The sequence below is a fragment of the Bifidobacterium breve DSM 20213 = JCM 1192 genome, from assembly GCF_001025175.1.
Taxonomy (GTDB): domain Bacteria; phylum Actinomycetota; class Actinomycetes; order Actinomycetales; family Bifidobacteriaceae; genus Bifidobacterium; species Bifidobacterium breve.
Genome location: NZ_AP012324.1, coordinates 1,889,146 through 1,913,901, shown reverse-complemented (window position 1 = coordinate 1,913,901; position 24,756 = coordinate 1,889,146). Strand labels below are relative to the sequence as shown.

Below are 24,756 nucleotides of genomic sequence, written 5' to 3'. Positions count from 1 at the left end.
GGGCGCCGGCAAAGGGGCCGGAACCGCTGTGTGCGAACATTCATATGACTGTGAAACGATCTTCCCAACGTCGGTGAAGGTCGGGTAAGGGGTTTATTGCTCATGATTAGGCTGCTTGAGCGCCTCGGCGTTCCCCGGGTGCTGATGCTCGGCTTCCTGGCCGTCGCGATCTTCATGACCGGTGACGGCTTCGAACTCACCTTCCTCTCCAAATTCATGGTGGATCAGGGATTCACCTCATCCCAGGCTTCGCTGTTGGTCACCGTGTACGGTCTGTTCGCCGCGGCGGGCGGATGGTCCGCCGGCATGCTTGCCGAGATGTTCGGTGCCAGACGCGTCATGATGTTCGGCGCATGCTGGTGGATCGGCATCCACCTGCTGTTCCTCGGCGTGGCCATCCCCAGCCGCATCTATCCGCTGATCCTCGGCCTGTACGCCCTGCGCGGCATCGGCTACCCGCTGTTCATCTACAGTTTCGTGGTGCTGATGGCGCAGCACATCTCCCCGTCCAGACTCGCCTCGGCCACCGGATTCTTCTGGACCTGCTTCTCGCTGGGCATCGGCGTGTTCGGCGCATACCTGCCGAGCTTCATCATGCCGGTGTTCGGCGAATACCGCACCTTCTGGTTCGCGCTGCCGTTCTCCATCGTCGGCACGATCATGTGCTTCCTGTTCGTGCCGAAGAACAAGGTCGTCAAAGGCGAAGGGCTGAGCCGTAAGGAACAGCTGAAGGAACTGGCCGAAGGCGCCACCATCCTCGTCACCAACCGCAAGATCCTCATCTGCGCGATTATCCGCATCATCAACAACCTGCTGCTGTACGGCTTCCCCGTCATCATGCCCCTATACCTGTGCACCACGCACAACGGCGGCATCAACATCTTCAAAACCGAGGAATGGATGCGCATCTGGGGCTTCGTATTCGTGGTCACCCTGATCTTCAACACCTTCTGGGGTTGGTTCATGGATCGTTTCGGATGGGTGTGGCCGATGCGCTGGTTCGGTTGCGCGGTGCTCGCCGTCGGATCCGTCGCCTTCTACTACATTCCGCAATGGTTCGGCGCGAACGCGCTGATGATGATTGTCGCCTCGATCATCGTGGGCATCGGCACCTGCGCCTTCTCGTCGCTGCCGACCATCATGACGTTGTACGCCGGTGAAGGCAAACAGGGCGCCGCATTGTCCGCCTACAATCTCGCGGCGGGCCTCACCACGTTCGCCGGTCCCGGCGTCGCCACGATTCTTCTGCCGGTCATCGGGTACGGCGGCGTGTGCTGGACGTATGCGGCGTTGTATGTGCTGGCATTCGTGCTGACGTTGTTCATCCGGCCGCGGCAGCCCGGATTCGACGAGCATGGCCATCGGATCGCTAAGGCAAAGAACGGAACGGCGCCGCAAGACGATGCGGTGCCGGCGGTCAACACGGTATCAGAGGAGAGCATCGGCGTCGGTGTTGCCGCAGCCGAAGCCGTCTAGACTTAATCGCAATCCAATCGTCAACGACGTTGATATGAACCATCATCCATCAACCAATGCAAAGGAGATCATCATGACCAAACCCATGTCCGCCTTCACCACCGATCTGCAGCATTCCGGCATGATCGCCAGGGATCTGGACGAAACCATCGCGTTCTACACGGAAAAGCTCGGATTTGAACTCGCCGGACTGTTCCATAACGGCGACAACCGTTGCGCGTTCCTGCGCTACGGGCATCTGACCATCGAAACCTGGGAGGGTGAGCCGGCACCCGGCGTCACCGGCGCCATCAACCACTGGGCGTTCGACACCCCGGATATCGAGGCCGCGTTCGCCAACGCCAAGAAGCTCGGTCTGGAGTTCAAGGACACCGAGATTCAGCACATCGACAGCTTCTGGGAGCATGGCATCCGCTACTTCAACGTGTACGGTCCCAATGACGAGACCATCGAATTCTGCCAGATCGTGTGATAACCGGATCCGCAATGGCGGGAAGGGCCGCTGCCCCACCTGATTCCAAGGTAGGGCAGCGGCCCTTCCCGTATCGTGTTCACCTTCGGGGCAGTGGCCTCATGCGTCCGCAGATGCCGTCCACGTAGTCGCGCACGAAACGCAGCGCGGCGCCGATGGTGTTCTGATCCTCGATGCAGATGCTTTTCTTCAGTGTGAAGTCGGTCGTGAACGGGCTGAGCGACTCCGCGCGATGCTTGAGTTCGGTCAGCATGTCGTCGTCCAGATATTGCGCGGCTTCGCCACCGATGATCACGTCGCCCGCGATCACCGAACGGATGTTGACGATCGCCTGCGCCACGTACCCCATCCATTCGTCGAAACGCTTACGATGCCCGCGTTCGCCTTGGCTCAGCACCGAGAAGAAACCGGGCATGCCTTCGCCGTCCTCCAGCAGGGCTTCCGGCGAGCAGTACGGGTCCATGCATCCACGCTGCCCGCAATAGCAGGGTTTTCCGCCGGGCACCAGGCACATGTGCTCCACGGTGCCGTTGGACAGGTTCGGCCCTTGGTAGAGCGTTCCATGGGCGATCACCGCACCGCCCGGGCGCCGTTCCAGATAGATGCAGACGGCGTCGCTGATGCTGGGGTCGAACCAGAGCTCGGCCATGGCCGAAGCGTCCGAGTCGTGGATCATGAGCGCCGGGAATTCGATGTGCCGGGTGAGTTTCTCCAGCGTCAGACCGGTATTGCCGACGATCTGCCCGAAGGTGATCGCGCTGCCGTCCGGGGAGACTATGCCTTGGATGGAGAAGACGATGCCGAGCACCTGGCTTCCCGAACGCACCACACGCCCCGCGAATTCGGTGACGAAATCGCCGACCATATCGTAGTAGTCGCTGGTGTTGCGGTAGGAGACGCGCTTGCGTTTGCGGGCGATCACCTCGCCGTACAGGTCCACCGCCACCAGCGTGACGCCGTCCGCGCGCATCCTCACGCCGATCGCCGCATGCGATTTCGCGGCGAACACGTGGGTCTGCGCCTTGCGTCCGCCGGTCGATTCCGTCGGCTCGCCTCGTCCGACCAGTCCCTCATCCTCAAGGTCACGCAGATTGGCGGTGATGGTGGGCAGGCTCAGCCCGAGGGTCATCTGCAGATGCTGCTTGGTGGACGGGCCATGCCGGTACAGATGGTCGATTATCGCCTGACGGTTGGCCTGTTTGACCGCTGTGGATGGCATGGGCTTCATGACGTATCCTTTCCGTTTCGCGCGTCGTTGCCTATGTAAGGCCCCTCATTACTTTAGCAAAAGACTTTTTGAAATGTTGCCCTGTCTCGCGTGTTAAAAAAGTATCACAACGAGGTGGTTGGGCACCAAAACACCCGGTTTTCCAGCATGAGAATGGTATTACGCCCAAGGAGGAGCGGACAGACACAACAGACAACGAAGTGCTGGGAAACGAGGAAACATGTCCATAGGATTGCCAAGGAAACTGTTGGCGGGATTCATTGCCATCGCCGTGTTCATGACCGGTGATGGCTTCGAACTCACCTTCCTGTCCAAATACATTGTCGATCAGGGATTCAGCTCATCTCAGGCCTCGCTGATGTTCACCATGTACGGGCTCATGGCCGCGGTCGCAGGCTGGGCGTCTGGCGTGCTCGCCGAGATGTTCGGCGCCAAGCGCATCATGCTCATCGGCGCGATCTCGTGGATCTGCCTGCATCTGGTGTTCCTGACCATGGCATTGCCGTCCGGTTCCTATGCGTTGATGCTCGCGGTGTACGCGATGCGAGGCGTGGGATATCCGTTGTTCATCTACAGCTTCGTGGTCCTGATCTCGCAGACCGTCGATCCGGGCAAGCTCGCCACGGCGATGGGCTGGTTCTGGACGTCCTATTCCTTCGGCATCGGCGTGTTCGGCGCATACCTGCCGAGTTTCACCATCGGATGGGTCGGGGAATACGGCAGCTTGTGGCTGTCCCTGCCGTTCGCGGTTGCCGGTCTGCTGATCTGCCTTGCCCTGGTGCCGTCGACCCGCAACGAGAAGACGGAAGGGATGAGCGCCAAGGAGAAATTCCATGAGCTGAGCCGCGGCGCCACCATCCTCGTGGAGAACCGGCAGATCGCCCTCGCGGCGGTGGTCCGTGTGATCTGCAATCTCACGCTGTACGGATTCCCGGTCATCATGCCGCTGTATCTCGCCACCCATACCAATGGCGGCGGCGCATGGTTCGAAGTCTCGCAGTGGAGCCAGATCTGGGGATTCCAGTTCGTCGTCACCGTGTTCGGCAACGTGTTCTGGGGTCGTATGGGCGACCGTTACGGATGGATGCGGCAGATGCGCTGGTTCGGATGCTGGGGGTGCGTGCTCGGCACGCTGGGCATGTATTACATTCCCCGCTTCTTCGGCGGCAATATGGCGCTGATGTGCGCCGACGCGATTGTGCTCGGTCTGGGTATCTCCGCCTTCGTGCCGATGGGGGCCATATTCCCGGCCCTCGCCCCGGAGCATAAGGGCGCGGCGATTTCCGCACACAATCTCGCCTCCGGCTTGACCACGTTCTTCGGCCCGCTGATCGCCACGGTTCTCATCTCCACCGTCGGTTATAGCGGCGTGTGCTGGGCCTATGCCGGGCTCTATGCGGTCGGTTCGCTGATCACGGTGTTCATCCGGCCGAAGCAGCCCGGGTTCGATGAACGCGGGCGGCGACTGAAGGGCAAAGGCGCCACGGTCCTGGAATCCCGGAAGCCTCTGGAGTCGAGCGGCGAATTGGCGCAGCCCGAACCGGAATGTCGGGGGTAGGTCGTCGCTCGACGGTGAGAGCCCACTCGTCGGTGTCATCGGCCATGGTGCCGTGGCCCGCCGGCAATCGAATATGTAACCAAACAACCAAACAAACAGAAGGAGTACATCATGAAGGCAGTCGTTCTTGAGAAGAAGGGCGTCATCAACGTGCGTGAGGTGCCGGACACCCCGGCTCCGGCGGCGGGGGAGCTCACCATCGCCCCGCATACCGTGGGGGTGTGCGGATCCGATCTGCACTATTACACGCATGGGCGTGTGGGCAAATACGTGGTCGAACAGCCGATGATCCTGGGGCATGAGGCTTCCGGTACCGTCGTCGCGGTCGGCTCAGGCGTCGAAGGCTTCGAAGTCGGCGATCGCGTGGCCATGGAACCCGGCATTCCGGACATGAATTCCCGTGCCAGCAAACTCGGCATGTACAACGTCGATCCGGCCGTGCGTTTCTTCGCCACCCCGCCGGTGGATGGCTGCCTGTGCGAGACGGTCAACCATCCCGCGGCGTTCACCTACAAGCTTCCGGACAATGTGAGCTATGGCGAGGGAGCGCTGCTCGAACCCACCGCCGTCGGCATGTGGGCCGCCACCAAGGCCGGCATCAAACCCGGCGACGTGTGCGTGGTGACCGGCTCCGGCACGGTGGGCATGCTCACCGCCTCCTGCGCGCTTGCCGGTGGCGCATCCAAGGTGATCGTCTCCGACGTTTCCAGCATCAAACTCGACATCATCGGCAAGATTCCGGGAATCGTGCCGGTGGATCTCACCAAGGAGGATCTCGTTGAACGCGTGCGTGAGGAAACCGGAGGCTGGGGAGCCGACGTGATCTTCGAATGCTCGGGTGCCCCCAAAGCCTACGAGACCTTCTTCAAGCTCGTCGCGCCGGGCGGCACCGCCGTCCTCGTCGGCATCCCGGTCGATCCCGTGAGCATCGACATCACCGAGCTGCAGGCGACCGAGGTGCGCATCGAGAATGTGTTCCGTTACGCGAACGTCTACCAGAAGGCCATTGACCTGGTCGCCAGCGGTAAACTGAACCTCAAGCCGTTCATCACCGACACCTATGCGATGGCCGATGCCAAGGCCGCCTTCGACCGTATGGATGAGGGACGTCCCGGCGATATCAAGTTGCAGATTACCGTGGATCGCGACTGAGCCGGGTATGGTTCGGCCCATCCGGTGGGATGGGCCGGGCCGTTCCGCCGGTGATGCCAGGGCAAGCGAAGGGGGCTTCGATGAATGCCGATATCATGTTCGCCGACCGTCGTCGGACCGTCGTGGAATCGGGCTCTGGGGCGTTGGAGGTCATCGTTCCCGATGCCGATGCAGCGGTGCGATGGACAAGCCACGGGTATCCGAATTCACTGGCCAAGTGGCATCATCATCCGCAGATCGAGTTCCATCTCATCCGTGAGGGTTCTGGGCTGATGATGGTGGGTGATTGCGTGGTCCCCTGCCGCGCCGGGCATGTCGCCTTGATTGGTTCGAATCTTCCGCATAACTGGGTTTCCGATGTGAAGCCGGGGGAGCGGTTGGCCCGACGTGACGTGCTGTGCCATGTGCGTCCCCAGACCGTGAAGGCGTTGATGGCGTGTTTTCCGGAAACCGCCCGGTTCAATCTGGTACTGCGCCGTGCCGCGCGTGCGATGGTGCTGTCCGGGGAGTCGGCCCAGGCTGCCGGAGCGTTGCTGGAGGGGATGGGCGACCATGATCCCGCGCGTCGTGTGGCCGACCTGATCGAGCTGTTCGGCGTATTCGCCGACGCTCCGGAGACCGAGGCATCCACGGTGGTGACGCCGGGGTATGATCTCGAGCTCAGCTCCGACACCGAACGCACGGTGAACGAGGCCATCGCCTATGTCACGGAGAACCTGGCCGGGGAGATATCGCTGGAGGAGGCGGCCCGTCTGGTGTCGATGAGCCCTTCGGCGTTTTCCCGTTTCTTCAAGCGGGCGGCCGGCATCGGATTCTCGGATTTCGTGCGACGGCTGCGTATCGGCAGGGCCAAACGTCTGCTGGCCACAACGGATCGCGCGGTGGCCAGGATCCGGGAGGAATGCGGGTACGACAATGCGTCGAATTTCAACCGGCGCTTTCTGGACGAGACGGGAACGACGCCGTCGACGTATCGAAAGGCTCATCGGAAGGCGGGGCGGAAACCCAGTGATAACGCCGATCGGTGATTTCGCCGATGGGCGGTCACACGACAAGCCCACTAAAATAAAATGATTTTGTAGAAGTTGTCTAACAAGGCAGACTTGAATACGTGAGTTTTAAAAAACGGCTTTTAGAAATAGGGGTGATGCAATGTTCATTTGATATATAAAATGAACAAAAGGTTACAATTAGGAGAGAGTGAACAGAGTTTTGTGCAAAAATAATCCTTGTTTGAACATTAAGCACACGGAATATAACACGAAACGCACAACTCGCTTAAGGGATGAAAAGATGCAATGGGTCATGTATATTGTGATGCAGGTCACAGGCGATTCAGTGTCATGAAGCGTCGTGACGTGACTGTTGCACAACGGCAATCAGCAATAAGGAATAACGCACCACGTTCCAGATCTCTATTAGAGGAGGATCCTACAGTGGCAGAAACTAAGAACAGCGCAACGAAGCCGACTCCGGAAGAAAAGCTTGCCGCAGCCGAAGCTGAAGTGGACGCACTCGTAGCCAAGGGCCAGCAGGCTCTCGTCGAATTCGAAAAGCTCGACCAGAAGCAGGTCGACCACATCGTCGCCAAGGCCTCCGTGGCGGCGCTGAACAAGCATCTCGTGCTCGCCAAAATGGCCGTCGACGAAACGCACCGTGGCCTGGTGGAAGACAAGGCGACCAAGAACATCTTCGCCTGCGAGCACATCACCAACTACCTGGCTGGTCAGAAGACCGTCGGCATCATCCGCGAAGATGACGTGCTCGGCATCGATGAAGTTGCCGAACCGGTCGGCGTGGTCGCCGGCGTCACCCCGGTCACCAACCCGACCTCCACCGCCATCTTCAAGTCCCTGATCGCATTGAAGACCCGCTGCCCGATCATCTTCGGCTTCCACCCCGGCGCCCAGAACTGTTCCGTCGCAGCAGCCAAGATCGTGCGCGACGCCGCCATCGAGGCGGGCGCCCCCGAGAACTGCATCCAGTGGATCGAGCACCCCTCCATCGAGGCGACCGGCGCACTGATGAAGCACGACGGCATCGCCACCATCCTCGCGACCGGCGGTCCGGGCATGGTCAAGGCCGCATACTCCTCCGGCAAGCCCGCCTTGGGCGTGGGCGCCGGCAACGCGCCGGCCTACGTCGACAAGGACGTGGACATCGTGCGCGCCGCCAACGATCTGGTGCTCTCCAAGCACTTCGATTATGGCATGATCTGCGCCACCGAGCAGGCCATCATCGCCCACAAGGACGTCTACGCCCCGCTCATCAAGGAACTCAAGCTGCGCAAGGCCTACTTCGTCAATGCCGAAGAGAAGGCCAAGCTCGAGAAGTACATGTTCGGCTGCGTGGCCGGTTCCGGTGAAAAGCCGGTGCTGAACTCCGTGGTGCCGGGCAAGTCCCCGCAGTTCATCGCCAAGGCCGCCGGCTTCGACATTCCTGAGGATGCCACCATCCTCGCCGCGGAGTGCAAGGAAGTCTCTGACGATGAGCCTCTGACCCACGAGAAGCTCGCTCCGGTGCAGGCCGTCCTTAAGGCCGATAACAAGGAGCAGGCCTTCGAGATGTGCGAGAAGATGCTCAAGCTGGGTGCCGGCCACACCGCCGCCATCCACACCAACAACCAGGAGCTCGTGCGCGAGTACGGTGTTCGTATGCACGCCTGCCGCATCATCTGGAACCAGCCTTCCTCTCTCGGCGGCATCGGTGATATCTACAACGCCATCGCCCCGTCCCTGACCCTCGGCTGCGGCTCCTACGGCGGCAACTCGGTTTCCGGCAACGTGCAGGCCGTGAACCTCGTCAACATCAAGCGCATTGCTCGGAGGAACAACAACATGCAGTGGTTCAAGATCCCGGCCAAGACCTACTTCGAGCCGAACGCCATCAAGTACCTGCGCGACATGTACGGCATCGAGAAGGCCGTCATCGTCTGCGATAAGGTCATGGAGCAGCTCGGCATCGTCGACAAGATCATCGACCAGCTGCGTGCCCGTTCCAACCGCGTGACCTTCCGCATCATCGACTACGTCGAGCCGGAGCCCTCCGTCGAGACCGTCGAAAAGGGTGCGGCCATGATGCGCGAGGAGTTCGAGCCGGACACGATCATCGCGGTCGGCGGCGGCTCCCCGATGGACGCCTCCAAGATCATGTGGCTGCTCTACGAGCACCCGGAAATCGCCTTCTCCGATGTGCGCGAGAAGTTCTTCGATATCCGTAAGCGCGCCTTCAAGATTCCGCCGCTGGGCAAGAAGGCCAAGCTGGTGTGCATCCCGACTTCCTCCGGCACCGGTTCCGAAGTCACGCCGTTCGCTGTGATCACCGACCACAAGACCGGCTACAAGTACCCGATCACCGACTACGCCCTGACCCCGTCCGTGGCCATCGTGGATCCGGTGCTGGCCCGCACCCAGCCGCGCAAGCTGGCCTCCGACGCCGGCTTCGACGCCCTGACCCACTCGATGGAAGCCTACGTGTCCGTGTACGCGAACGACTTCACCGACGGCATGGCGCTGCACGCTGCCAAGCTCATCTGGGACAACCTGGCTGAGTCCGTCAACGGCGAGCCCGGCCTGGCCAAGACCGACGCCCAGGAGAAGATGCACAACGCCGCCACCATGGCCGGCATGGCGTTCGGCTCCGCGTTCCTTGGCATGTGCCACGGCATGGCCCACACCATCGGTGCTCTGTGCCACATCGCCCACGGCCGTACCAACTCCATCCTGCTGCCGTATGTGATTCGTTACAACGGCCAGATTCCTGAGGAGCCCACCTCTTGGCCGAAGTACAACAAGTACGTCGCTCCGGAGCGCTACCAGGACATCGCCCGCAATCTCGGCATCGACACCGGCAAGACCCCGGCCGAAGCCGTGGAGAACCTGGCTAAGGCCGTCGAGGATTACCGCGACAACAAGCTCGGCATGAACAAGAGCTTCCAGGATTGCGGCGTGGATGAGGATTACTTCTGGTCCGTGCTTGATCAGATCGGCATGCGTGCCTACGAGGATCAGTGCACCCCGGCTAACCCGCGCATCCCGCTGATCAACGACATGAAGGACATCGCCGTCGGTGCCTACTACGGCGTCTCCCAGGAGGAAGGCCACAAGCTGCGCATCGAGCGCGAAGGCGAGGCCGCCACTGAGGAAGCCTCCGAGCGCTGATTGCAAGAGTCTAATGGCCATGTGCCATTAGCGATATGAGACCAAACGGTTTCATGACCGCGTAACAGGAGTCCGACCCCATTCCGGGGCCGGGCTCTTTGTCATATGTTGTGTATTTTGCTATGTGATGGAAAGCCTTTGGGGCGCCACCGCGACGTGTATTTCCCACCGCGCAGTGTCCCAGAATGGCGGAATTCCGCGGATAAGGAACTCTCGCTAACATCGTGGTGGAAGAATCACTACGTGGTGGGCATTTCACCGCGCGGTGGAGGCTCTATGCATAGGCGGTATTACATCAACACCGCCGCAAGAATGCAGCCAAAAGCAATAAGACTGGCGAATGCTTCGGTAATACCAGTTACCACAGGTTTCATGGTTCGGTACCGAGCGGCCACAGGCAGGGCGATGGCACGGGCCAGTAGCAGCACGCTCATTGTTATGAGGAACGGATTATGCCCTGCCACTATGGTCAGCGCCACCAACATCACATGCCATACCCACGATGCTGCCACGTACGAACGCTTCCCACGTTCTCGAATCATGGTTTTGACCACCAATACCGAGCTGTATTGCATGAGTGCGAACAGCGCAGTGGCAATCAGCCCGTTCATGGGCAAAGAACCAGCGGGCCACCAGGCACGGGGTTCAAATATCTGGCTGAATCCCGGCATATTCCGAATCATGGCACGTGCGGCGTCTGCATCGGCTCCGCACGAGGCTTGCGCCGCGTTGAGAGGAATAGCACATGCCGTCTTGGCAGCGCTGCCGAATGACGCGATTACCGTGGCCATCGTCGACGCGGCAATCACCGATACCGCATTGCCCCACAGCGAGCGCTCCTTCCTCAACCACGAGGACAGCATTGATAGCGCGACCAGCACTATATATAAAGGAGCCCAGCGCAGTATGCCGGTATGCGTAATCAGGAATGGCAGGCCAATTACGGTAAGTGCCACGGTATAGGCAATCATCGGTGGCAGATAGCGGTGCGAAAAGTGTGCCTTGAACCAGTGCGCAGCGCTGAACTGCACGCAATAGCACAAAGCCCAAATCGCCAATAGCCAGAGCGTATCAAGATTAGGACCACCGATAATGAAGCCTGCCGCTGCGGGCAGCATAACCATCACCCATGCGCCGGGCTGATTGTCAAACCAATCACGTTTGCGGGTCGTGCGTTGTGCCGTCATAGCTGGCAATAGTATCGTAGCGGCCGGTTCTAGGTAAGAGCAATGTGAGACTAATAACGTGTTAACCAAATACCGGCAGTGTGGGAGTCCGATTTCAGGCGTGCGCGCGGTATGCGCGGTTATCCGAAGAATATGAGTTGGATTCGCGCTGTTCTTGCGGAAATCATTTGCGATACGAGTAAATGCCGCAGGCTGTGTGAGGGTAGCCGAGCCTATTGGCTTGGCAATCATTCGCAATGCAAGTCAATGCCGCCGGCCACGGGGAGTGAGGAACATTCGTTTCGTCCCAGAAAGTGCCGAGGGCCAATGCCGCCAGCTATGGGGGAGTGGGCTTGGACTATTGGCCGGGCAATCATTCGTTGTGTGGACGAATGTCGCCTTCGGCACTGGAGATGGCCTCAGCAATCGGATCCTGACTGAAATCATGATTGCGGTATCCGGGATCATCCACCGGCAGATGCTGTACTAGGGTGTCGAATACCTGACTGTAGATTTTGCCTCGTTGGAGTACCGCATCAAGCACATGCCCGCCGAACGTGTGGTCGTCGGACAGAAAATGCTCATGGAATCCGGCCACGGCAGCACCATGAAACATCACAGGGGAGAAGTATCCGAGCATGGTGCCTTTGACATCGTGGCGCAGGAACACGGCCTGTCGATCGGCCACTTCCACCAACGTGGGGTAGGGTGCCTGTTGCTTGATGACCGCGCGGGTCTTGATGAAACTGAACGTGCCGCGCACCACCACCGAGAAGAAGGTGTTCGCGCGACCGTTGGCCTCAACGATTTTCTTGTTCAGTTCCTCAAGACCAATATCTTCGCGTTCGCACTGATACTGGAATGCCGCCCTATGGCTGTTGGCAAATGGCATCGTGAAATCATCTGGCACGCGCTCGGCCACACCGGATTGGCCGACCTTATATGCGACCCCATCCAAGATAATGAGCTCGCCGTCGAGCCCTTCGCCGGTGCCGATACCCGTATCGCCGTGCTTGAGCAGCTCGCCGATGGTGGTGGTGCCTTCCAGCAGGCCTGGTACCAGTAGGGCCAGGGTGCCATGTTGGTACAGCACGTTTGCGCCATGTTCGTGAATGGGTTTGATGTTTTTTGCCAGTGATTGTGTCACGTCGCTTAGCGTAACGCCCAGTGCTGTACGTCACAATCCGAACGTTCATATTTGGTGCGTGATTTATGACACGTGTGTACGAGCAGACGATTCCCGGTTTCTGCAATTGGCTGTTCACCCGTAATCGCCAACCTATTCGTATCGAGTCAAGTAATTTTTTTTTGATGGTTTATGAGAGTATGGTCGGCGCGAGCACGCGACACGCGCGGATTCCAGTGTCCCGCCTCGATGGTTGAATAAACAAGTTGCCTGATTTGGGCTCGCAAATTGGAATTGAAAAAGCGAGCGCGGGCCGGGAACCACTTCTTGTAGGTGGCAAACGGAGACTGCGCACTGATGTCGGATGACCGCCAGAGGACGTATGTCCAAGGGAGGCCATGCGCGCCGGTGCCCTGAAGAAGCAGGTTGGTAAACAGTACAACGAACATCGCTAGAAAGGGCGGACGGCAATGGCGGGACAGAAAATCCGCATCAGGCTTAAGTCCTATGACCATGAGGTCATCGACCAATCGGCGAAGAAAATCGTCGAAACGGTGACGAACGCGGGCGCAACTGTAGTTGGCCCCGTTCCGCTGCCGACCGAGAAGAACGTCTTCTGTGTTATCCGTTCTCCTCACAAGTACAAGGATTCTCGCGAGCACTTCGAGATGCGCACTCACAAGCGCCTCATCGACATCGTGGACCCGACCCCCAAGGCCGTGGATTCCCTGATGCACATCGATTTGCCTGCGGATGTCAACATCGAAATCAAGCTGTAAGGGAGGAGGAAGCATTATGTCTAATCGCAAGGCTCTGCTGGGCAAGAAGCTCGGCATGTCCCAGGTGTGGGACGAGAACGGCTTCTTCGTGCCCGTTACTCTTGTCGACGTGTCCACCAATGTGGTGACTGCCGTGAAGACCGAGGAATCCGACGGCTACAAGGCTGTCCAGCTCGGCTACGGCGCCATCGACCCGACCAAGGTGACCAAGCCGCTGGCTGGCCACTTTGCCAAGGCTGGTGTCACCCCGCGTCGCCACCTCGTTGAGGTGCGCACCGACGACGTCGATCAGTTCGAGGCTGGCCAGGAACTGGCCGCCGACCTGTTCGAAGAGGGCACTGAGGTCGACGTGACCGGCACTACCAAGGGTAAGGGCTTCGCCGGCACTATCAAGCGTTGGGGCTTCAAGTCCTACCGCCGTACTCACGGCTCTCATAAGAACGAGCGCCGTCCTGGCTCTGTGGGCGCATGCGCCACTCCGAGCCGTATTCTCAAGGGCAAGCGTATGGCCGGCCGCATGGGTCATGTGACCGCCACTACCCAGAACCTGACCGTCGTCTCCGCTGATGTCGAGAACGGCATCATCGCCATCAAGGGCGCCATTCCTGGCCCCAAGGGCGGCATCGTTCTCGTCCGTTCGGCTGTGAAGGGAGCCTGATAAACCATGGCAAACGTTACTCTGAACGTCACTGACGCCAAGGGCCAGGCCGCCGGTACCGTCGAGGCTCCGGTTGAACTCTTCGGTGTTTCCGCTGAAGACGTCAAGGCTCACATCCCGCTGATTCACCAGGTTGTTACCGCTCAGCTCGCTGCTGCCCGTCAGGGCACCCACGCCACCAAGACTCGTGGCATGGTTTCCGGCGGCGGCAAGAAGCCGTGGAAGCAGAAGGGCACCGGTCGTGCTCGTCAGGGCTCCATCCGCGCTCCGCAGTGGTACCACGGTGGTGTCGTGTTCGGCCCGCAGCCGCGCGACTACTCCCAGCGCACCCCCAAGAAGATGAAGGCCGCAGCTCTGCGCTATGCCCTGTCTGATCGCGCCAACGCCGGCCGCATCGCCGTCGTGGACTTCGGTATCACCGAGCCGTCCACCAAGGCTGCTGTCGCCGCCCTGAGCCCGATCACCGAGGACAAGTTCACCACGGTCGTCTTCACTCGTGACAACATCAACGAGTGGCTCTCCGTGCGCAACATCCCGACCGTTCACCCGATTTTTGTCGATCAGCTCAACACGTACGACGTGATCACCGCTCAGTACGTGGTCTTCACCAAGGAAGCTTTCGAGGCTTTCGTGGCTGCCAAGACCGAGCCGAAGGAGGCCTGATTTAGATGGTCGCTATTCACAAGCCCGCGCACGACGTGATTTTGAAGCCCGTCGTCTCTGAGAAGAGCTACGCCCTTTCCGACCGTGGCCAGTACACCTTCGTGGTGGCCAAGGACGCGAACAAGGTGCAGATCAAGCAGGCAATTGAAGAGATCTTCAAGGTCAAGGTGACGAACGTCAACACCCTCAACCGCGCTGGCAAGAAGCAGCGCACCCGCACCGGTTTCGGCCAGCGTGCTTCCCAGAAGCGCGCGATCGTGACCGTCGCCGAGGGCCAGACGATCGACATCTTTGGCAACTGAAGGCTAGCCGAGAAAAGTTAAAGGAAGAACTATATTATGGCTATCCGCGTTTACAAGCCGACGTCCGCAGGTCGCCGCAACGCGTCCGTCTCGGATTTCTCCGATCTGACGCGCTCCACGCCTGAGAAGTCGCTGGTTCGCAAGAACTCCAAGACCGGCGGTCGTAACTCTTACGGCCGTATCACCTCCCGTCACCGCGGTGGTGGTCACAAGCGCCAGTACCGTCTCATCGACTTCAAGCGTTGGGACAAGGACGGCGTGCCCGCCAAGGTCGCCGAGATCGAATACGATCCGAACCGTTCCGCCCGTATCGCCCTCCTGCACTTCGCAGATGGCGAGAAGCGCTACATCATCGCGCCGAAGGGTGTTAAGCAGGGCGACGTCATCGAGACTGGTGCTCAGGCTGATATCAAGCCGGGCAACAACCTGCCGCTGAAGAACATCCCGACCGGTACCGTGGTTCACGCGATTGAGCTCCGCCCGCTGGGTGGCGCCAAGATTGCTCGCTCCGCTGGTGCTGCCGTTCAGCTCGTCGCCAAGGATGGCGCTTACGCCCAGCTGCGTATGCCGTCCGGCGAAATCCGTAACGTCGACGCCCGCTGCCGCGCCACCGTTGGTGAGGTCGGCAACGAAGACCACGCCAACGTGCAGCTCGGCAAGGCCGGTCGCGCCCGTTGGATCGGCAAGCGTCCGGTCACCCGTGGTGAATCCATGAACCCGGTCGACCACCCGCACGGCGGTCGTACCCGCGGTGGTAAGCCGCCGGTTTCTCCGTGGGGCAAGGGCGAAGTTCGTACTCGTCGTCCGAAGAAGGCTTCGAACAAGATGATTGTTCGTCGTCGTCCGTCCGGCAAGAACCGCAAGTAAGGGAGTATCGAGAAGATGACTCGTAGCATCAAGAAGGGCCCCTTCGTCGACGCCCACTTGCAGAAGAAAGTCGACGAGCAGAACGAGAAGGGCACCAAGAACGTCATCAAGACATGGTCCCGTCGTTCGATGATCACCCCTGATTTCATCGGACACACCTTCGCCGTTCACGATGGTCGCAAGCATGTCCCGGTGTTCGTCACCGAGGCCATGGTTGGTCACAAACTGGGTGAGTTCGCCCCCACGAAGACCTTCAAGGGTCACGTGAAGGACGACAAGAAAGCCCGCCGCTAAGGATAAGGAATAGAACATGGAAGCTAAAGCAATCGCTCGTCACGTCCGCGTGACGCCGCGCAAGGCTCGCCGCATGGTCGACCTCATCCGCGGCAAGAAGGCCACCGACGCCGTCACCATTTTGAAGTTCGCCCCTCAGGCTGCGGCCCTTCCGGTCCGCAAGACCCTGGAGAGCGCCATTGCCAACGCCCGCGTGAAGGCCGACAAGGCCGGCGAGCCGTTCCGCGAGAACGACCTGTTCATCAAGGAGACCTTCGTTGACGAAGGTGTGACCCTCAAGCGCTTCCGCGCTCGTGCCCAGGGCCGCGCCGCTCGTATCAACAAGCGCACCTCCCACATCACGGTCGTTGTTGCTACCAAGGAAGGAGCCCGCTAAAGATGGGTCAGAAGATCAATCCGTTTGGCTACCGCCTGGGCATCACCGAGAATCACCGTTCCAAGTGGTTCTCTGACTCCAACAAGGCCGGCGAACGCTACCGCGACTTCGTTCTCGAGGACGATCAGATCCGTAAGGAAATGAGCAAGGATCTCGAGCGCGCAGGCGTGTCCCGCATCGTCATCGAGCGCACCCGTGACCGTGTCCGCGTGGACATTCACACCGCCCGTCCGGGCATTGTGATCGGTCGTCGTGGCGCCGAGGCTGAGCGCGTTCGCGCCAAGCTGGAGAAGTTGACCGGCAAGCAGGTTCAGCTCAACATCTTCGAAGTCAAGAACGCCGCGCTGGACGCCCAGCTCGTCGCTCAGGGCATCGCCGAGCAGTTGACCAACCGCGTCACCTTCCGTCGTGCCATGCGCAAGGCTCAGCAGGACGCCATGCACGCTGGTGCCAAGGGTATCCGCATCAAGCTCTCCGGCCGCCTCGGCGGTGCGGAAATGAGCCGTTCCGAGTTCTATCGCGAGGGCCGCGTTCCGCTGCAGACCCTCCGTGCCCTCATCGATTACGGCTTCTTCGAGGCCAAGACCACCTACGGCCGCATCGGCGTCAAGGTGTGGATCTACAAGGGCGATATGACCGAATCCGAGTTCGAAGAGCAGCAGGCTCAGCAGAACAACCGTCCGGGCCGTCGTGGCGATCGCCGCCCGCGCCGTGGCAACCGTTCCGCCGCTCAGCAGAATGCTCAGGCCCCCAAGGCCGAGGCTCCTGCCGAGGCCACTGCCGCTGCAGAAACGAAGGAGTGAGCAAGAATGCTTATCCCCAAGAGGACTAAGTACCGCAAGCAGCACCGCCCCGTGCGTTCTGGCATGTCCAAGGGCGGCAACGAGATCAACTTCGGTGATTTCGGCATCCAGGCTCTTGCCCCGGCCTACGTGACCAACCGTCAGATCGAGGCCGCACGTATCGCCATGACCCGCTACATCAAGCGTGGTGGCCGCGTGTGGATCACGATCTTCCCGGATCGTCCGTTGACCAAGCACCCGCTCGGCGCCCGAATGGGTTCCGGTAAGGGCGCCCCGGAGTTCTGGATCGCGAACGTCCGCCCTGGTCGCGTGATGTTCGAGATCGGTGGTGTGTCTGAGGACGTCGCTCGCGAAGCCCTCCGTCGTGCTATCGACAAGCTCCCGATGAAGTGCCGCATTATCGCACGTGAAGGTGGTGATATCTGATGGCAGTCGGTACCGCTGATTACTCCATCAAGAATCTCAACGAGAAGACCAACGCGGAAATCGAAGGCTTCCTCAAGAAGTCCAAGGAAGAGCTGTTCAACCTGCGCTTCCAGCACGCCACTGGTCAGCTCGAGAACACCGCCCGTCTCAAGGCTGTCAAGAGCGACATCGCCCGCATGTACACTGTGCTGCGTGAGCGTGAGCTTGGCATCAGCCAGGAGCCGGCCGCTACCGAATCCAAGGAGAAGTGATTATGGCTGAAGAGCGTAACTTCCGTAAGGTTCGCCGCGGCTACGTCGTGTCCGACAAGATGGACAAGACGATTACCGTCGAGCTCGAGCAGCGTTCGACCCACCCGCTGTATGGCAAGGTCGTTCGTTCCACCAGCAAGGTCAAGGCCCATGATGAACACAACGACGCCCACATTGGCGACCTCGTGAGTATTATGGAAACTCGGCCTCTGAGCAAGACCAAGCGCTGGCGTCTCGAATCCATTATCGAGCGCGCCAAGTAAGTAAAGTTCGGCAAGGCTCGCCATTTACCGGGGCACCTCGGAAGACCAAGGTGCCCCGGTAAATGGGGAGAACCAGCTCGGCTAAGGAGAATCAATGATTCAGCAGGAAACGCGGCTTCATGTCGCCGACAACACGGGTGCGAAGGAACTCCTCGCCATCCGCGTGCTCGGCGGATCGAAGCGACGCTATGCCGGCATCGGCGACGTGATCGTCGCCTCCGTCAAGGACGCCATTCCTGGCGGGTCGGTCAAGAAGGGCGACGTGGTGAAGGCCGTTGTCGTCCGTACCGTCAAGGAATCCCGCCGTGCGGATGGTTCCTACATCAAGTTCGACGAGAACGCCGCCGTTATTCTCGGCTCCGGCCGTGAACCGAAGGGCACTCGTATCTTCGGACCGGTTGGTCGTGAACTGCGTGAGCACAAGTTCATGAAGATCGTGTCCCTCGCCCCGGAGGTGATCTGACATGGCAGCCAAGATTAAGAGCGGCGACCTGGTCAAGGTCATTCGCGGCAAGGATCGCGGTAAGGAAGGCACTGTCAAGCAGGTGCTGGACAACGACCGACTGATCGTCGAAGGCGTGCAGATCGTCAAGAAGCACGTGCGCGCCACGCAGCAGGGCCAGCAGGCTGGCATCGTCTCCACTGAGGCTCCGATCCATCGCTCCAACGTGATGGTCATCGACCCGGAGACCAAGCAGCCGACCCGCGTGGGCATCACTGTTAAGGAAGAGGCGCGTGACGGCAAGGTCAAGGCCGTGCGTGTACGCGTCGCCAAGAAGTCCGGAAAGGAGCTGGCATGACCGATACCACTGTCGAAGCGCCGGCCACCCCGCGCTTGAAGGTCAAGTACAACGAGCAGATCATCCCTGAGCTCGAGAAGGAGTTCAAGTACTCCAACCCGATGCAGGTTGCTCGTGTGCAGAAGGTCGTCGTCTCCATGGGCGTCGGTGCCGCAGCTCGCGACTCCAAGCTCATCGAAGGCGCCGTCAAGGATCTCACCCTGATCACCGGCCAGAAGCCGAAGATCACCAAGGCCAAGAAGTCCGTTGCGCAGTTCCACCTGCGTGAAGGCCAGGCCATCGGTGCATACGTCACCCTGCGCGGCGACCGTATGTGGGAGTTCCTGGATCGTCTGCTGACCCTTGCGCTGCCCCGTATCCGCGACTTCCGCGGTATCAACGGTCACCAGTTCGATGGCCAGGGCAACTACAACTTTGGTCTCACCGAGCAGTCCATGTTCCATGAGATCGATCCTGATTCGATCGATCACGTGCGCGGTATGGACATCACTGTGGTGACCTCCACCAAGGACGACACGGAAGCTTACGCGCTCTTGAAGCACCTCGGCTTCCCCTTCAAGGAGAACTGATATGGCAAAAACCGCTCTTAAGAACAAGGCGGCCGGCAAGCCGAAGTTCAAGGTGCGCGCTTACACGCGCTGCCAGGTCTGCGGTCGTCCCCACTCCGTCTACCGCAAGTTCGGCCTGTGCCGCATCTGCCTTCGCGAGAAGGCTCACCGCGGTGAACTGCCCGGCGTTACGAAGTCCAGTTGGTAAACATCGACGCTGAAGGTCCGCGGCCCAATCGCTTCTAGAAGAAGCGTGAGGGCGGCGGAAACCATAGCGAGAAAGGGCAACAAGCCCAAATGACAATGACAGATCCGATCGCAGACATGCTTACGCGTCTGCGTAATGCGAGCGCGGCAAAGCACGAGACCGTGGATATGCCGTACTCCAAGTTCAAGGCGAACATCGCCGAGATCCTGAAGCGCGAAGGCTACATCAAGGACTTCACCGCTAAGGAAGCCAAGGTCGGCCAGACTCTTGAGGTCACCCTCAAGTACGGTCCGAACGGTGAGCGTTCCATTCAGGGCATCAAGCGCATCTCCAAGCCGGGCCTTCGTCGTTATGCGAAGTCCGACTCCCTGCCGATGCCGCTCGGTGGCCTGGGTATCGCCATCATCTCGACTTCCTCGGGACTGCTGACTCAGAAGGAATGCCTCGACCGGGGCATTGGCGGCGAAATTGTCGCCTTCGTGTGGTGAGAAAGGAGAGCTGAAACATGGCATCGCATATTGGTAAGCTCCCCATCGCCATCCCCGCTGGCGTTGAAGTCAAGATTGAAGGTCAGAATTTCTCGGCCAAGGGCGCCAAGGGTTCTGATTCCTACGTGATTCCGGAAGGCATCACCGCTGCCGTTGAGGGCAACGAGATCATCGTTACCCCGGCTGATGACCTGCGTCCGACCCGTGCCAAGCACGGTCTGGCTCGTTCCATCATGGCCGGCATGGTCAAGGGTGTGCACGATGGCTACTCCAAGACTCTTGAGATCGTCGGCACCGGTTACCGCGCCGTCGCCAAGGGTCAGGGCATCGAGTTCTTCCTCGGCTACTCCCACACCATCACCGTCAACCCGCCCGAAGGTATCACCCTCAAGGTGACCGATGCCAACCACGTGGTTGTCGAGGGCATTGACAAGCAGGCTGTGGGCCAGGTCGCCGCCAACATCCGCAAGCTGCGCGCTCCGGAACCCTACAAGGGCAAGGGCGTCAAGTACGCCGATGAGCGCATCCTGCGCAAGGCTGGAAAGGCTGGTAAGTGATATGAGCGTAGCTATTCTCGGAAAAGGCAAGAAGGTTGCTCTCAAGCGCCGTCACGTGCGTATCCGCAAGCGCATCTCCGGTACCGCCGAGCGTCCGCGCCTGGTGGTCACCCGTTCCAACCGTCACATGGTTGCTCAGGTGGTCGACGACACCAAGGGCGTGACTCTCGTGTCCGCCTCCACCCTGCAGGCCGACTTTGCCGGTTTCAAGGGCACCAAGACCGAGGCCGCCAAGAAGGTCGGCGAGCTGATCGCCGATAAGGCCAAGGCTGCCGGCATCACCGAGGTCGTTTTCGACCGCGGTGGCAACAAGTACACCGGTCGCGTCGCAGCCGTTGCTGATGGCGCCCGCGAGGGAGGTCTTGCACTGTGAGCGACAACGAAACTAAGGAAACCCAAGTGGCTGAAGAAACTCAGAACACTGTGGCGACCGAATCCAACAACGAGGACCGCAAGGGTCGTCGTGGCCAGCGCGGTGAAGGCCGTCGTGGCGAGCGTCGTAACCGTCGTGAGGAAAACCGCGGCGACGAACTGCTCGATCGCGTGGTGACCATCAACCGTGTGTCCAAGACCCACAAGGGTGGTCGTACCTTCAGCTTCGCTGCTCTCGTGGTAGTGGGCGACGGTAACGGCACCGTGGGTGTCGGCTACGGCAAGTCCCGTGAAGTCCCGGCCGCCATCGCCAAGGGCCAGCTGGACGCCAAGAAGCACATGTTCTCTGTGCCTCGCGTCCGTGGCACCATCACCCACCCGGTTCAGGGTCACGACGCCGCCGGCACTGTTCTGCTGCGTCCTGCTGCCCCGGGTACCGGTGTAATCGCCGGTGGCTCCGTGCGCGCCGTCATGGAATGCGCAGGCATCACCGACGTCCTGACCAAGTCGATGGGCTCCGCCACCGCCGTTAACGTGGTGCGCGCTACCGTCGATGCTCTCAAGCAGCTCGAAGAGCCCGAGGAGATCGCCGCCCGTCGTGGTCTGGCCCTCAACGAGGTCGCTCCCGATGCCCTGCTGCGCGCTCGTGCCGCTGGTATCGATGAGGCTCGCAAGGCTCGTGAAGAGGCTGCCAAGAAGGCCGCTGAAGAGAAGGATGGTGAGTGATACTCATGGCTAAGAACCTGAAGATTACCCTGCACCACGGCATCGTGAACCGTACTCCGGCTCAGCGCGCCACCATCAAGACCCTCGGCCTGAACAAGATCGGCAAGACCGTGATCCGCGAGGATACCCCGGCCAACCGTGGTCTGGTGAACGCCGTGCGTCACCTGGTCACCGTTGAGGAGGTTGACTGATTATGGCAGATAACGAAATCCTGCAGATGCACGATTTGAAGCCCGCCCCGGGCGCCAAGAAGGACCGCACCCGCGTGGGTCGCGGTGAAGGCTCCAAGGGCAAGACTTCCGGTCGTGGCGCCAAGGGCCAGACCAAGCGCACTCACGTGCGTCCTGGCTTCGAAGGTGGCCAGCTGCCGCTGTACATGCGCCTGCCGAAGCTCCGTGGCTTCAAGAACCCGTTCCGTGTGGAGTTCCAGGTGGTCAACATTGCTCGTCTCGTTGAGGTCTTCCCTCAGGGCGGCGAAGTGACTGCCGAGGATCTGGTTGCCAAGGGCGTCGTCCGTGGCAACGCTCCGGTCAAGGTTCTGGGCGAAGGCGAAACCACCGTGGCATTCACCCTCAAGGGTGTCAAGGCCTCGGCTTCCGCCAAGTCCAAGATCGAAGCTGCCGGCGGCTCCGTCGTTGAGGACTGATTAGTCCGCGCGAAACGCTGAATATAGCTCTGTGCCCCCGTCCGCCTATCTGGTGGTCGGGGGCACTGCTATCACTATGACCTATCGAGATCATTGATGGCGTTCCGCGCGCAGTGATGCGGTCTCAACATCAAGTCCTACATTCGCTGGCGCCGATACAATACCCCGATTTTCGGGGAGATGCGTTGTCCATAAAGTCATATTCAGCAAGCATTGACGAGACGCACAGTTGTCTGAAGTAGGCACGTTAGACTATGCTCGTTCGATAGTTTGTGTATTTCGCGCGTCGAGTGCGCGCTAGTGGGAGGAAACCCAGGTGAGGACACTAATCCAGGCCCTGAAGACCAAAGAGCTGAGGAAGAAGATTCTCTTCGTCCTGTTCATCATCATCGTCTACCGCATCGGTTCGTTCATTCCGACGCCGGGCGTGGACTACAACGTGGTGAACAAGTGCATGGCCACCACTGGTAGCGCCTCACAGGAGAACTTCATCGGATTGGTGAACCTCTTCTCTGGTGGCGCTATGCTTCAGCTGTCCATCTTCGCGCTGGGCGTCATGCCGTACATCACCGCATCCATCGTTGTGCAGCTGCTGCGTGTGGTTATTCCGCGCTTCGAGGCCCTGCACAAGGAGGGTCAGTCCGGTGAGGCCAAGCTCACCCAGTACACCCGTTACCTGACCATTGGTTTGGCTGTACTCCAGTCCACCACCATTTTGGTCACCGCTCGCTCCGGCGCCCTGTTCAACTACAAGTGTGACCAGGTCATTCCGGACGGCTCCGTGTGGAACCTCGTGGTCATGGTGCTGATCATGACCGGCGGCACCGGCCTGATCATGTGGATGGCCGAGCTTGTGACCGACAAGGGCATCGGCCAGGGCATGTCCATCTTGATCTTCATGTCCATATGCTCCGGCTTCCTGCCGCAGCTGTGGGAGATTGGCTACGGCACCAACGGCACTGATGGCGATTGGCTGAAGTTCGGCATCGTTGTGGGCGTGCTCGTGGTCATCCTCATCTTCGTTGACTTCGTGGAACTGTGCCAGCGCCGCGTGCCGGTGCAGTACACCCGACGCATGATTGGCCGCAAGATGTACGGTGGCTCCTCCACCTACCTGCCGCTTAAGATCAATATGTCCGGCGTTATTCCGCCCATCTTCGCCTCCTCGATTCTGGCCATCCCGACCCTGATCGCCCAGTTCGGCAAGTCCGACCAGTCTTGGGTCAAGTGGATCAACAGCAACCTCGCGAACACCACTTCGGTGTGGTACATCGCGCTGTATGCCCTGATGATTGTGTTCTTCTGCTTCTTCTACACCTCGATCACGTTCAACCCGGACGAGACCGCAGACAACATGAAGCAGTACGGCGGCTTCATCCCCGGCATCCGCGCCGGCAACGCCACCAGCCGCTACCTGACCTACGTGATGAACCGACTCAACACCGTCGGTGCCGTCTACCTGCTGTTCGTGGCCCTGATTCCGACCGTGCTCATCATGGCCCTCGGACTCAATGCCAAGCTGCCGTTCGGTGGTACCACCATCCTGATTATCGCCGGCGTCGGCCTTGACACCCTGCGTCAGGCCAAGGCCCAGACCGAGCAGTTCCAGTACACCGGCTTCCTGCTCGAGAACGTGGATCATAAGGAAGGCTGACGCCCGCTCAGCAGGCGTCAGCGCGAGGAAGGAGACAGCCCTGTGGGCTGTCGACTGACGGAGCAATCCGTTTCCTCCCACATATAACTCAATGGTTCCCTTAACAAGGGAGCCAAAGCCGTATTAATTTCCAACATAAAAGGAGACCACCATGCGTCTGCTCATCATGGGACCTCAAGGCGTGGGCAAAGGCACCCAGGCTGCGCTGCTCGCTGAGCACTTCAACATCCCCACCATCTCCACCGGCGATATCTTCCGCTACAACATCAAGAACAAGACCGAACTCGGTCTTGAAGCGATGAGCTACACCGATAAGGGCGAGCTGGTTCCGGATTCCCTGACCAACAAGATCGTCAAGGATCGTCTGGCCAAGGAAGACTGTGCCAACGGCTGGATTCTTGATGGCTACCCGCGCAACGCCGCCCAGGTCACCGCACTTGACGAAATGCTGGCCGACCTCGGCACTCCGCTCGACCACGTGGTGGCTCTCGAAGCCGCCCGTGACGTGCTGCTGGAGCGCATGAAGAAGCGTGCCGCCGAGCAGGGTCGTGCTGATGACACCCCGGAGGCCATCGCCAAGCGTTTGGAAACCTACGAGAAGGAAACCGCCCCGCTGCTCGACATCTACGAGTCCCGCGGTCTGCTGGTCGTGGTCAACGGTGTCGGCGACATCGACGAGATCAGCCGCCGCATCATCAGCCACCTGCAGTAGAGGCGGCAAGCCTAGCGGCTACCAC

The 24,756-nt window shown here is 60.0% G+C and carries 32 protein-coding genes; 29 read left to right on the top strand and 3 right to left on the bottom strand.

The genetic code is table 11. The annotated features are described in order from the left end of the window. Positions 1-102: 102 nt before the first annotated feature. Both BBBR_RS08400 and BBBR_RS08395 read left to right on the top strand, forming a co-directional pair. A complete protein-coding gene (locus BBBR_RS08400) occupies positions 103-1,476 on the top strand; it encodes an MFS transporter (RefSeq protein WP_003829872.1) in 1,374 nt (457 codons plus the stop codon). A 73-nt stretch (positions 1,477-1,549) separates the two neighbouring features. Beyond that, a complete protein-coding gene (locus BBBR_RS08395; protein WP_014484259.1) occupies positions 1,550-1,948 on the top strand; it encodes a VOC family protein in 399 nt (132 codons plus the stop codon). A gap of 79 nt (positions 1,949-2,027) precedes the next feature. Here BBBR_RS08395 and BBBR_RS08390 read toward each other — a convergent pair whose 3' ends face one another. Further along, positions 2,028-3,176 (bottom strand): ROK family transcriptional regulator, encoded by a 1,149-nt coding sequence (locus BBBR_RS08390; protein WP_003829874.1) that lies wholly within the window; start codon positions 3,174-3,176, stop codon positions 2,028-2,030. A gap of 220 nt (positions 3,177-3,396) precedes the next feature. Here BBBR_RS08390 and BBBR_RS08385 point away from each other — a divergent pair, with 220 nt between their 5' ends. The 4 genes from BBBR_RS08385 (at position 3,397) to adhE (ending at position 10,046) form a co-directional block, all read left to right on the top strand. Continuing rightward, the gene (locus BBBR_RS08385; protein ID WP_003829875.1) at positions 3,397-4,734 is read left to right on the top strand and encodes an MFS transporter; all 1,338 of its coding nucleotides are present in this window, start codon (positions 3,397-3,399) and stop codon (positions 4,732-4,734) included. Between the two features lie 111 nt (positions 4,735-4,845). Further along, positions 4,846-5,886, top strand: a complete 1,041-nt coding sequence (locus tag BBBR_RS08380) for an NAD(P)-dependent alcohol dehydrogenase (protein WP_003829876.1) — start codon at positions 4,846-4,848, stop codon at positions 5,884-5,886. Between the two features lie 80 nt (positions 5,887-5,966). Next, the gene (locus BBBR_RS08375) at positions 5,967-6,914 is read left to right on the top strand and encodes a helix-turn-helix domain-containing protein (RefSeq protein ID WP_032738298.1); all 948 of its coding nucleotides are present in this window, start codon (positions 5,967-5,969) and stop codon (positions 6,912-6,914) included. 408 nt (positions 6,915-7,322) lie between these two features. Then, positions 7,323-10,046, top strand: coding sequence for a bifunctional acetaldehyde-CoA/alcohol dehydrogenase (adhE, locus tag BBBR_RS08370; RefSeq protein ID WP_003829878.1), 2,724 nt, complete (start codon positions 7,323-7,325; stop codon positions 10,044-10,046). A gap of 290 nt (positions 10,047-10,336) precedes the next feature. Here adhE and BBBR_RS08365 read toward each other — a convergent pair whose 3' ends face one another. Both BBBR_RS08365 and budA read right to left on the bottom strand, forming a co-directional pair. Continuing rightward, positions 10,337-11,233, bottom strand: a complete 897-nt coding sequence (locus tag BBBR_RS08365) for a YwiC-like family protein (protein ID WP_003829880.1) — start codon at positions 11,231-11,233, stop codon at positions 10,337-10,339. Positions 11,234-11,585: 352 nt separating this feature from the next. Next, on the bottom strand, positions 11,586-12,359 hold the full coding sequence (gene budA / locus BBBR_RS08360) for an acetolactate decarboxylase (RefSeq protein WP_003829882.1): 774 nt from the start codon (positions 12,357-12,359) through the stop codon (positions 11,586-11,588). Between the two features lie 449 nt (positions 12,360-12,808). Here budA and rpsJ point away from each other — a divergent pair, with 449 nt between their 5' ends. From rpsJ to BBBR_RS08245, 23 genes are all read left to right on the top strand, one after another. Continuing rightward, positions 12,809-13,117, top strand: coding sequence for a 30S ribosomal protein S10 (gene rpsJ / locus BBBR_RS08355; RefSeq protein ID WP_003827292.1), 309 nt, complete (start codon positions 12,809-12,811; stop codon positions 13,115-13,117). A 16-nt stretch (positions 13,118-13,133) separates the two neighbouring features. Beyond that, a complete protein-coding gene (gene rplC, locus BBBR_RS08350) occupies positions 13,134-13,775 on the top strand; it encodes a 50S ribosomal protein L3 (protein WP_003829884.1) in 642 nt (213 codons plus the stop codon). A gap of 6 nt (positions 13,776-13,781) precedes the next feature. Then, positions 13,782-14,438: a 50S ribosomal protein L4 gene (rplD, locus tag BBBR_RS08345; RefSeq protein WP_003829885.1), complete on the top strand. Its 657-nt coding sequence runs from the start codon at positions 13,782-13,784 to the stop codon at positions 14,436-14,438. 5 nt (positions 14,439-14,443) lie between these two features. Beyond that, the gene (rplW, locus tag BBBR_RS08340; protein WP_003829886.1) at positions 14,444-14,740 is read left to right on the top strand and encodes a 50S ribosomal protein L23; all 297 of its coding nucleotides are present in this window, start codon (positions 14,444-14,446) and stop codon (positions 14,738-14,740) included. 36 nt (positions 14,741-14,776) lie between these two features. Next, the gene (gene rplB, locus BBBR_RS08335) at positions 14,777-15,607 is read left to right on the top strand and encodes a 50S ribosomal protein L2 (protein WP_003829887.1); all 831 of its coding nucleotides are present in this window, start codon (positions 14,777-14,779) and stop codon (positions 15,605-15,607) included. Between the two features lie 15 nt (positions 15,608-15,622). Beyond that, a complete protein-coding gene (gene rpsS, locus BBBR_RS08330) occupies positions 15,623-15,901 on the top strand; it encodes a 30S ribosomal protein S19 (protein WP_003814508.1) in 279 nt (92 codons plus the stop codon). 16 nt (positions 15,902-15,917) lie between these two features. After that, on the top strand, positions 15,918-16,277 hold the full coding sequence (gene rplV / locus BBBR_RS08325) for a 50S ribosomal protein L22 (protein WP_003829888.1): 360 nt from the start codon (positions 15,918-15,920) through the stop codon (positions 16,275-16,277). Between the two features lie 2 nt (positions 16,278-16,279). Next, positions 16,280-17,080, top strand: coding sequence for a 30S ribosomal protein S3 (rpsC, locus tag BBBR_RS08320; RefSeq protein WP_003829889.1), 801 nt, complete (start codon positions 16,280-16,282; stop codon positions 17,078-17,080). Between the two features lie 6 nt (positions 17,081-17,086). After that, entirely contained in the window at positions 17,087-17,506 is a 420-nt protein-coding gene (gene rplP, locus BBBR_RS08315) for a 50S ribosomal protein L16 (RefSeq protein ID WP_003829890.1), read from the top strand. Then, positions 17,506-17,757: a 50S ribosomal protein L29 gene (gene rpmC / locus BBBR_RS08310; protein WP_003829891.1), complete on the top strand. Its 252-nt coding sequence runs from the start codon at positions 17,506-17,508 to the stop codon at positions 17,755-17,757. Before rplP ends, rpmC begins: the two co-directional genes overlap by 1 nt. A gap of 2 nt (positions 17,758-17,759) precedes the next feature. After that, positions 17,760-18,020: a 30S ribosomal protein S17 gene (gene rpsQ / locus BBBR_RS08305; protein ID WP_007055338.1), complete on the top strand. Its 261-nt coding sequence runs from the start codon at positions 17,760-17,762 to the stop codon at positions 18,018-18,020. A 94-nt stretch (positions 18,021-18,114) separates the two neighbouring features. Then, a complete protein-coding gene (gene rplN / locus BBBR_RS08300) occupies positions 18,115-18,483 on the top strand; it encodes a 50S ribosomal protein L14 (RefSeq protein WP_003829893.1) in 369 nt (122 codons plus the stop codon). Between the two features lies 1 nt (position 18,484). Next, the gene (rplX, locus tag BBBR_RS08295; protein ID WP_003829894.1) at positions 18,485-18,820 is read left to right on the top strand and encodes a 50S ribosomal protein L24; all 336 of its coding nucleotides are present in this window, start codon (positions 18,485-18,487) and stop codon (positions 18,818-18,820) included. Next, a complete protein-coding gene (rplE, locus tag BBBR_RS08290; protein ID WP_003829895.1) occupies positions 18,817-19,389 on the top strand; it encodes a 50S ribosomal protein L5 in 573 nt (190 codons plus the stop codon). The genes rplX and rplE overlap by 4 nt, the downstream gene beginning before the upstream one ends. A 1-nt stretch (position 19,390) precedes the next feature. Then, positions 19,391-19,576 (top strand): type Z 30S ribosomal protein S14, encoded by a 186-nt coding sequence (locus BBBR_RS08285; RefSeq protein ID WP_003814530.1) that lies wholly within the window; start codon positions 19,391-19,393, stop codon positions 19,574-19,576. Positions 19,577-19,665: 89 nt separating this feature from the next. Beyond that, a complete protein-coding gene (gene rpsH, locus BBBR_RS08280; protein WP_003829896.1) occupies positions 19,666-20,064 on the top strand; it encodes a 30S ribosomal protein S8 in 399 nt (132 codons plus the stop codon). Positions 20,065-20,081: 17 nt separating this feature from the next. Beyond that, a complete protein-coding gene (rplF, locus tag BBBR_RS08275; protein ID WP_003829897.1) occupies positions 20,082-20,621 on the top strand; it encodes a 50S ribosomal protein L6 in 540 nt (179 codons plus the stop codon). Between the two features lies 1 nt (position 20,622). Beyond that, complete coding sequence (rplR, locus tag BBBR_RS08270; RefSeq protein ID WP_003829898.1) at positions 20,623-20,994, top strand: 50S ribosomal protein L18; 372 nt, start codon at positions 20,623-20,625, stop codon at positions 20,992-20,994. Then, the gene (gene rpsE / locus BBBR_RS08265) at positions 20,991-21,719 is read left to right on the top strand and encodes a 30S ribosomal protein S5 (protein WP_003829899.1); all 729 of its coding nucleotides are present in this window, start codon (positions 20,991-20,993) and stop codon (positions 21,717-21,719) included. The genes rplR and rpsE overlap by 4 nt, the downstream gene beginning before the upstream one ends. A gap of 5 nt (positions 21,720-21,724) precedes the next feature. Then, on the top strand, positions 21,725-21,910 hold the full coding sequence (gene rpmD, locus BBBR_RS08260) for a 50S ribosomal protein L30 (RefSeq protein ID WP_015439202.1): 186 nt from the start codon (positions 21,725-21,727) through the stop codon (positions 21,908-21,910). A 2-nt stretch (positions 21,911-21,912) separates the two neighbouring features. Beyond that, entirely contained in the window at positions 21,913-22,365 is a 453-nt protein-coding gene (gene rplO / locus BBBR_RS08255) for a 50S ribosomal protein L15 (protein WP_003829901.1), read from the top strand. A 316-nt stretch (positions 22,366-22,681) separates the two neighbouring features. Next, positions 22,682-24,019 (top strand): preprotein translocase subunit SecY, encoded by a 1,338-nt coding sequence (gene secY / locus BBBR_RS08250; RefSeq protein ID WP_003829903.1) that lies wholly within the window; start codon positions 22,682-22,684, stop codon positions 24,017-24,019. Positions 24,020-24,170: 151 nt separating this feature from the next. Then, a complete protein-coding gene (locus tag BBBR_RS08245; protein WP_003829904.1) occupies positions 24,171-24,731 on the top strand; it encodes an adenylate kinase in 561 nt (186 codons plus the stop codon). The last annotated feature ends 25 nt before the right edge of the window (positions 24,732-24,756 follow it).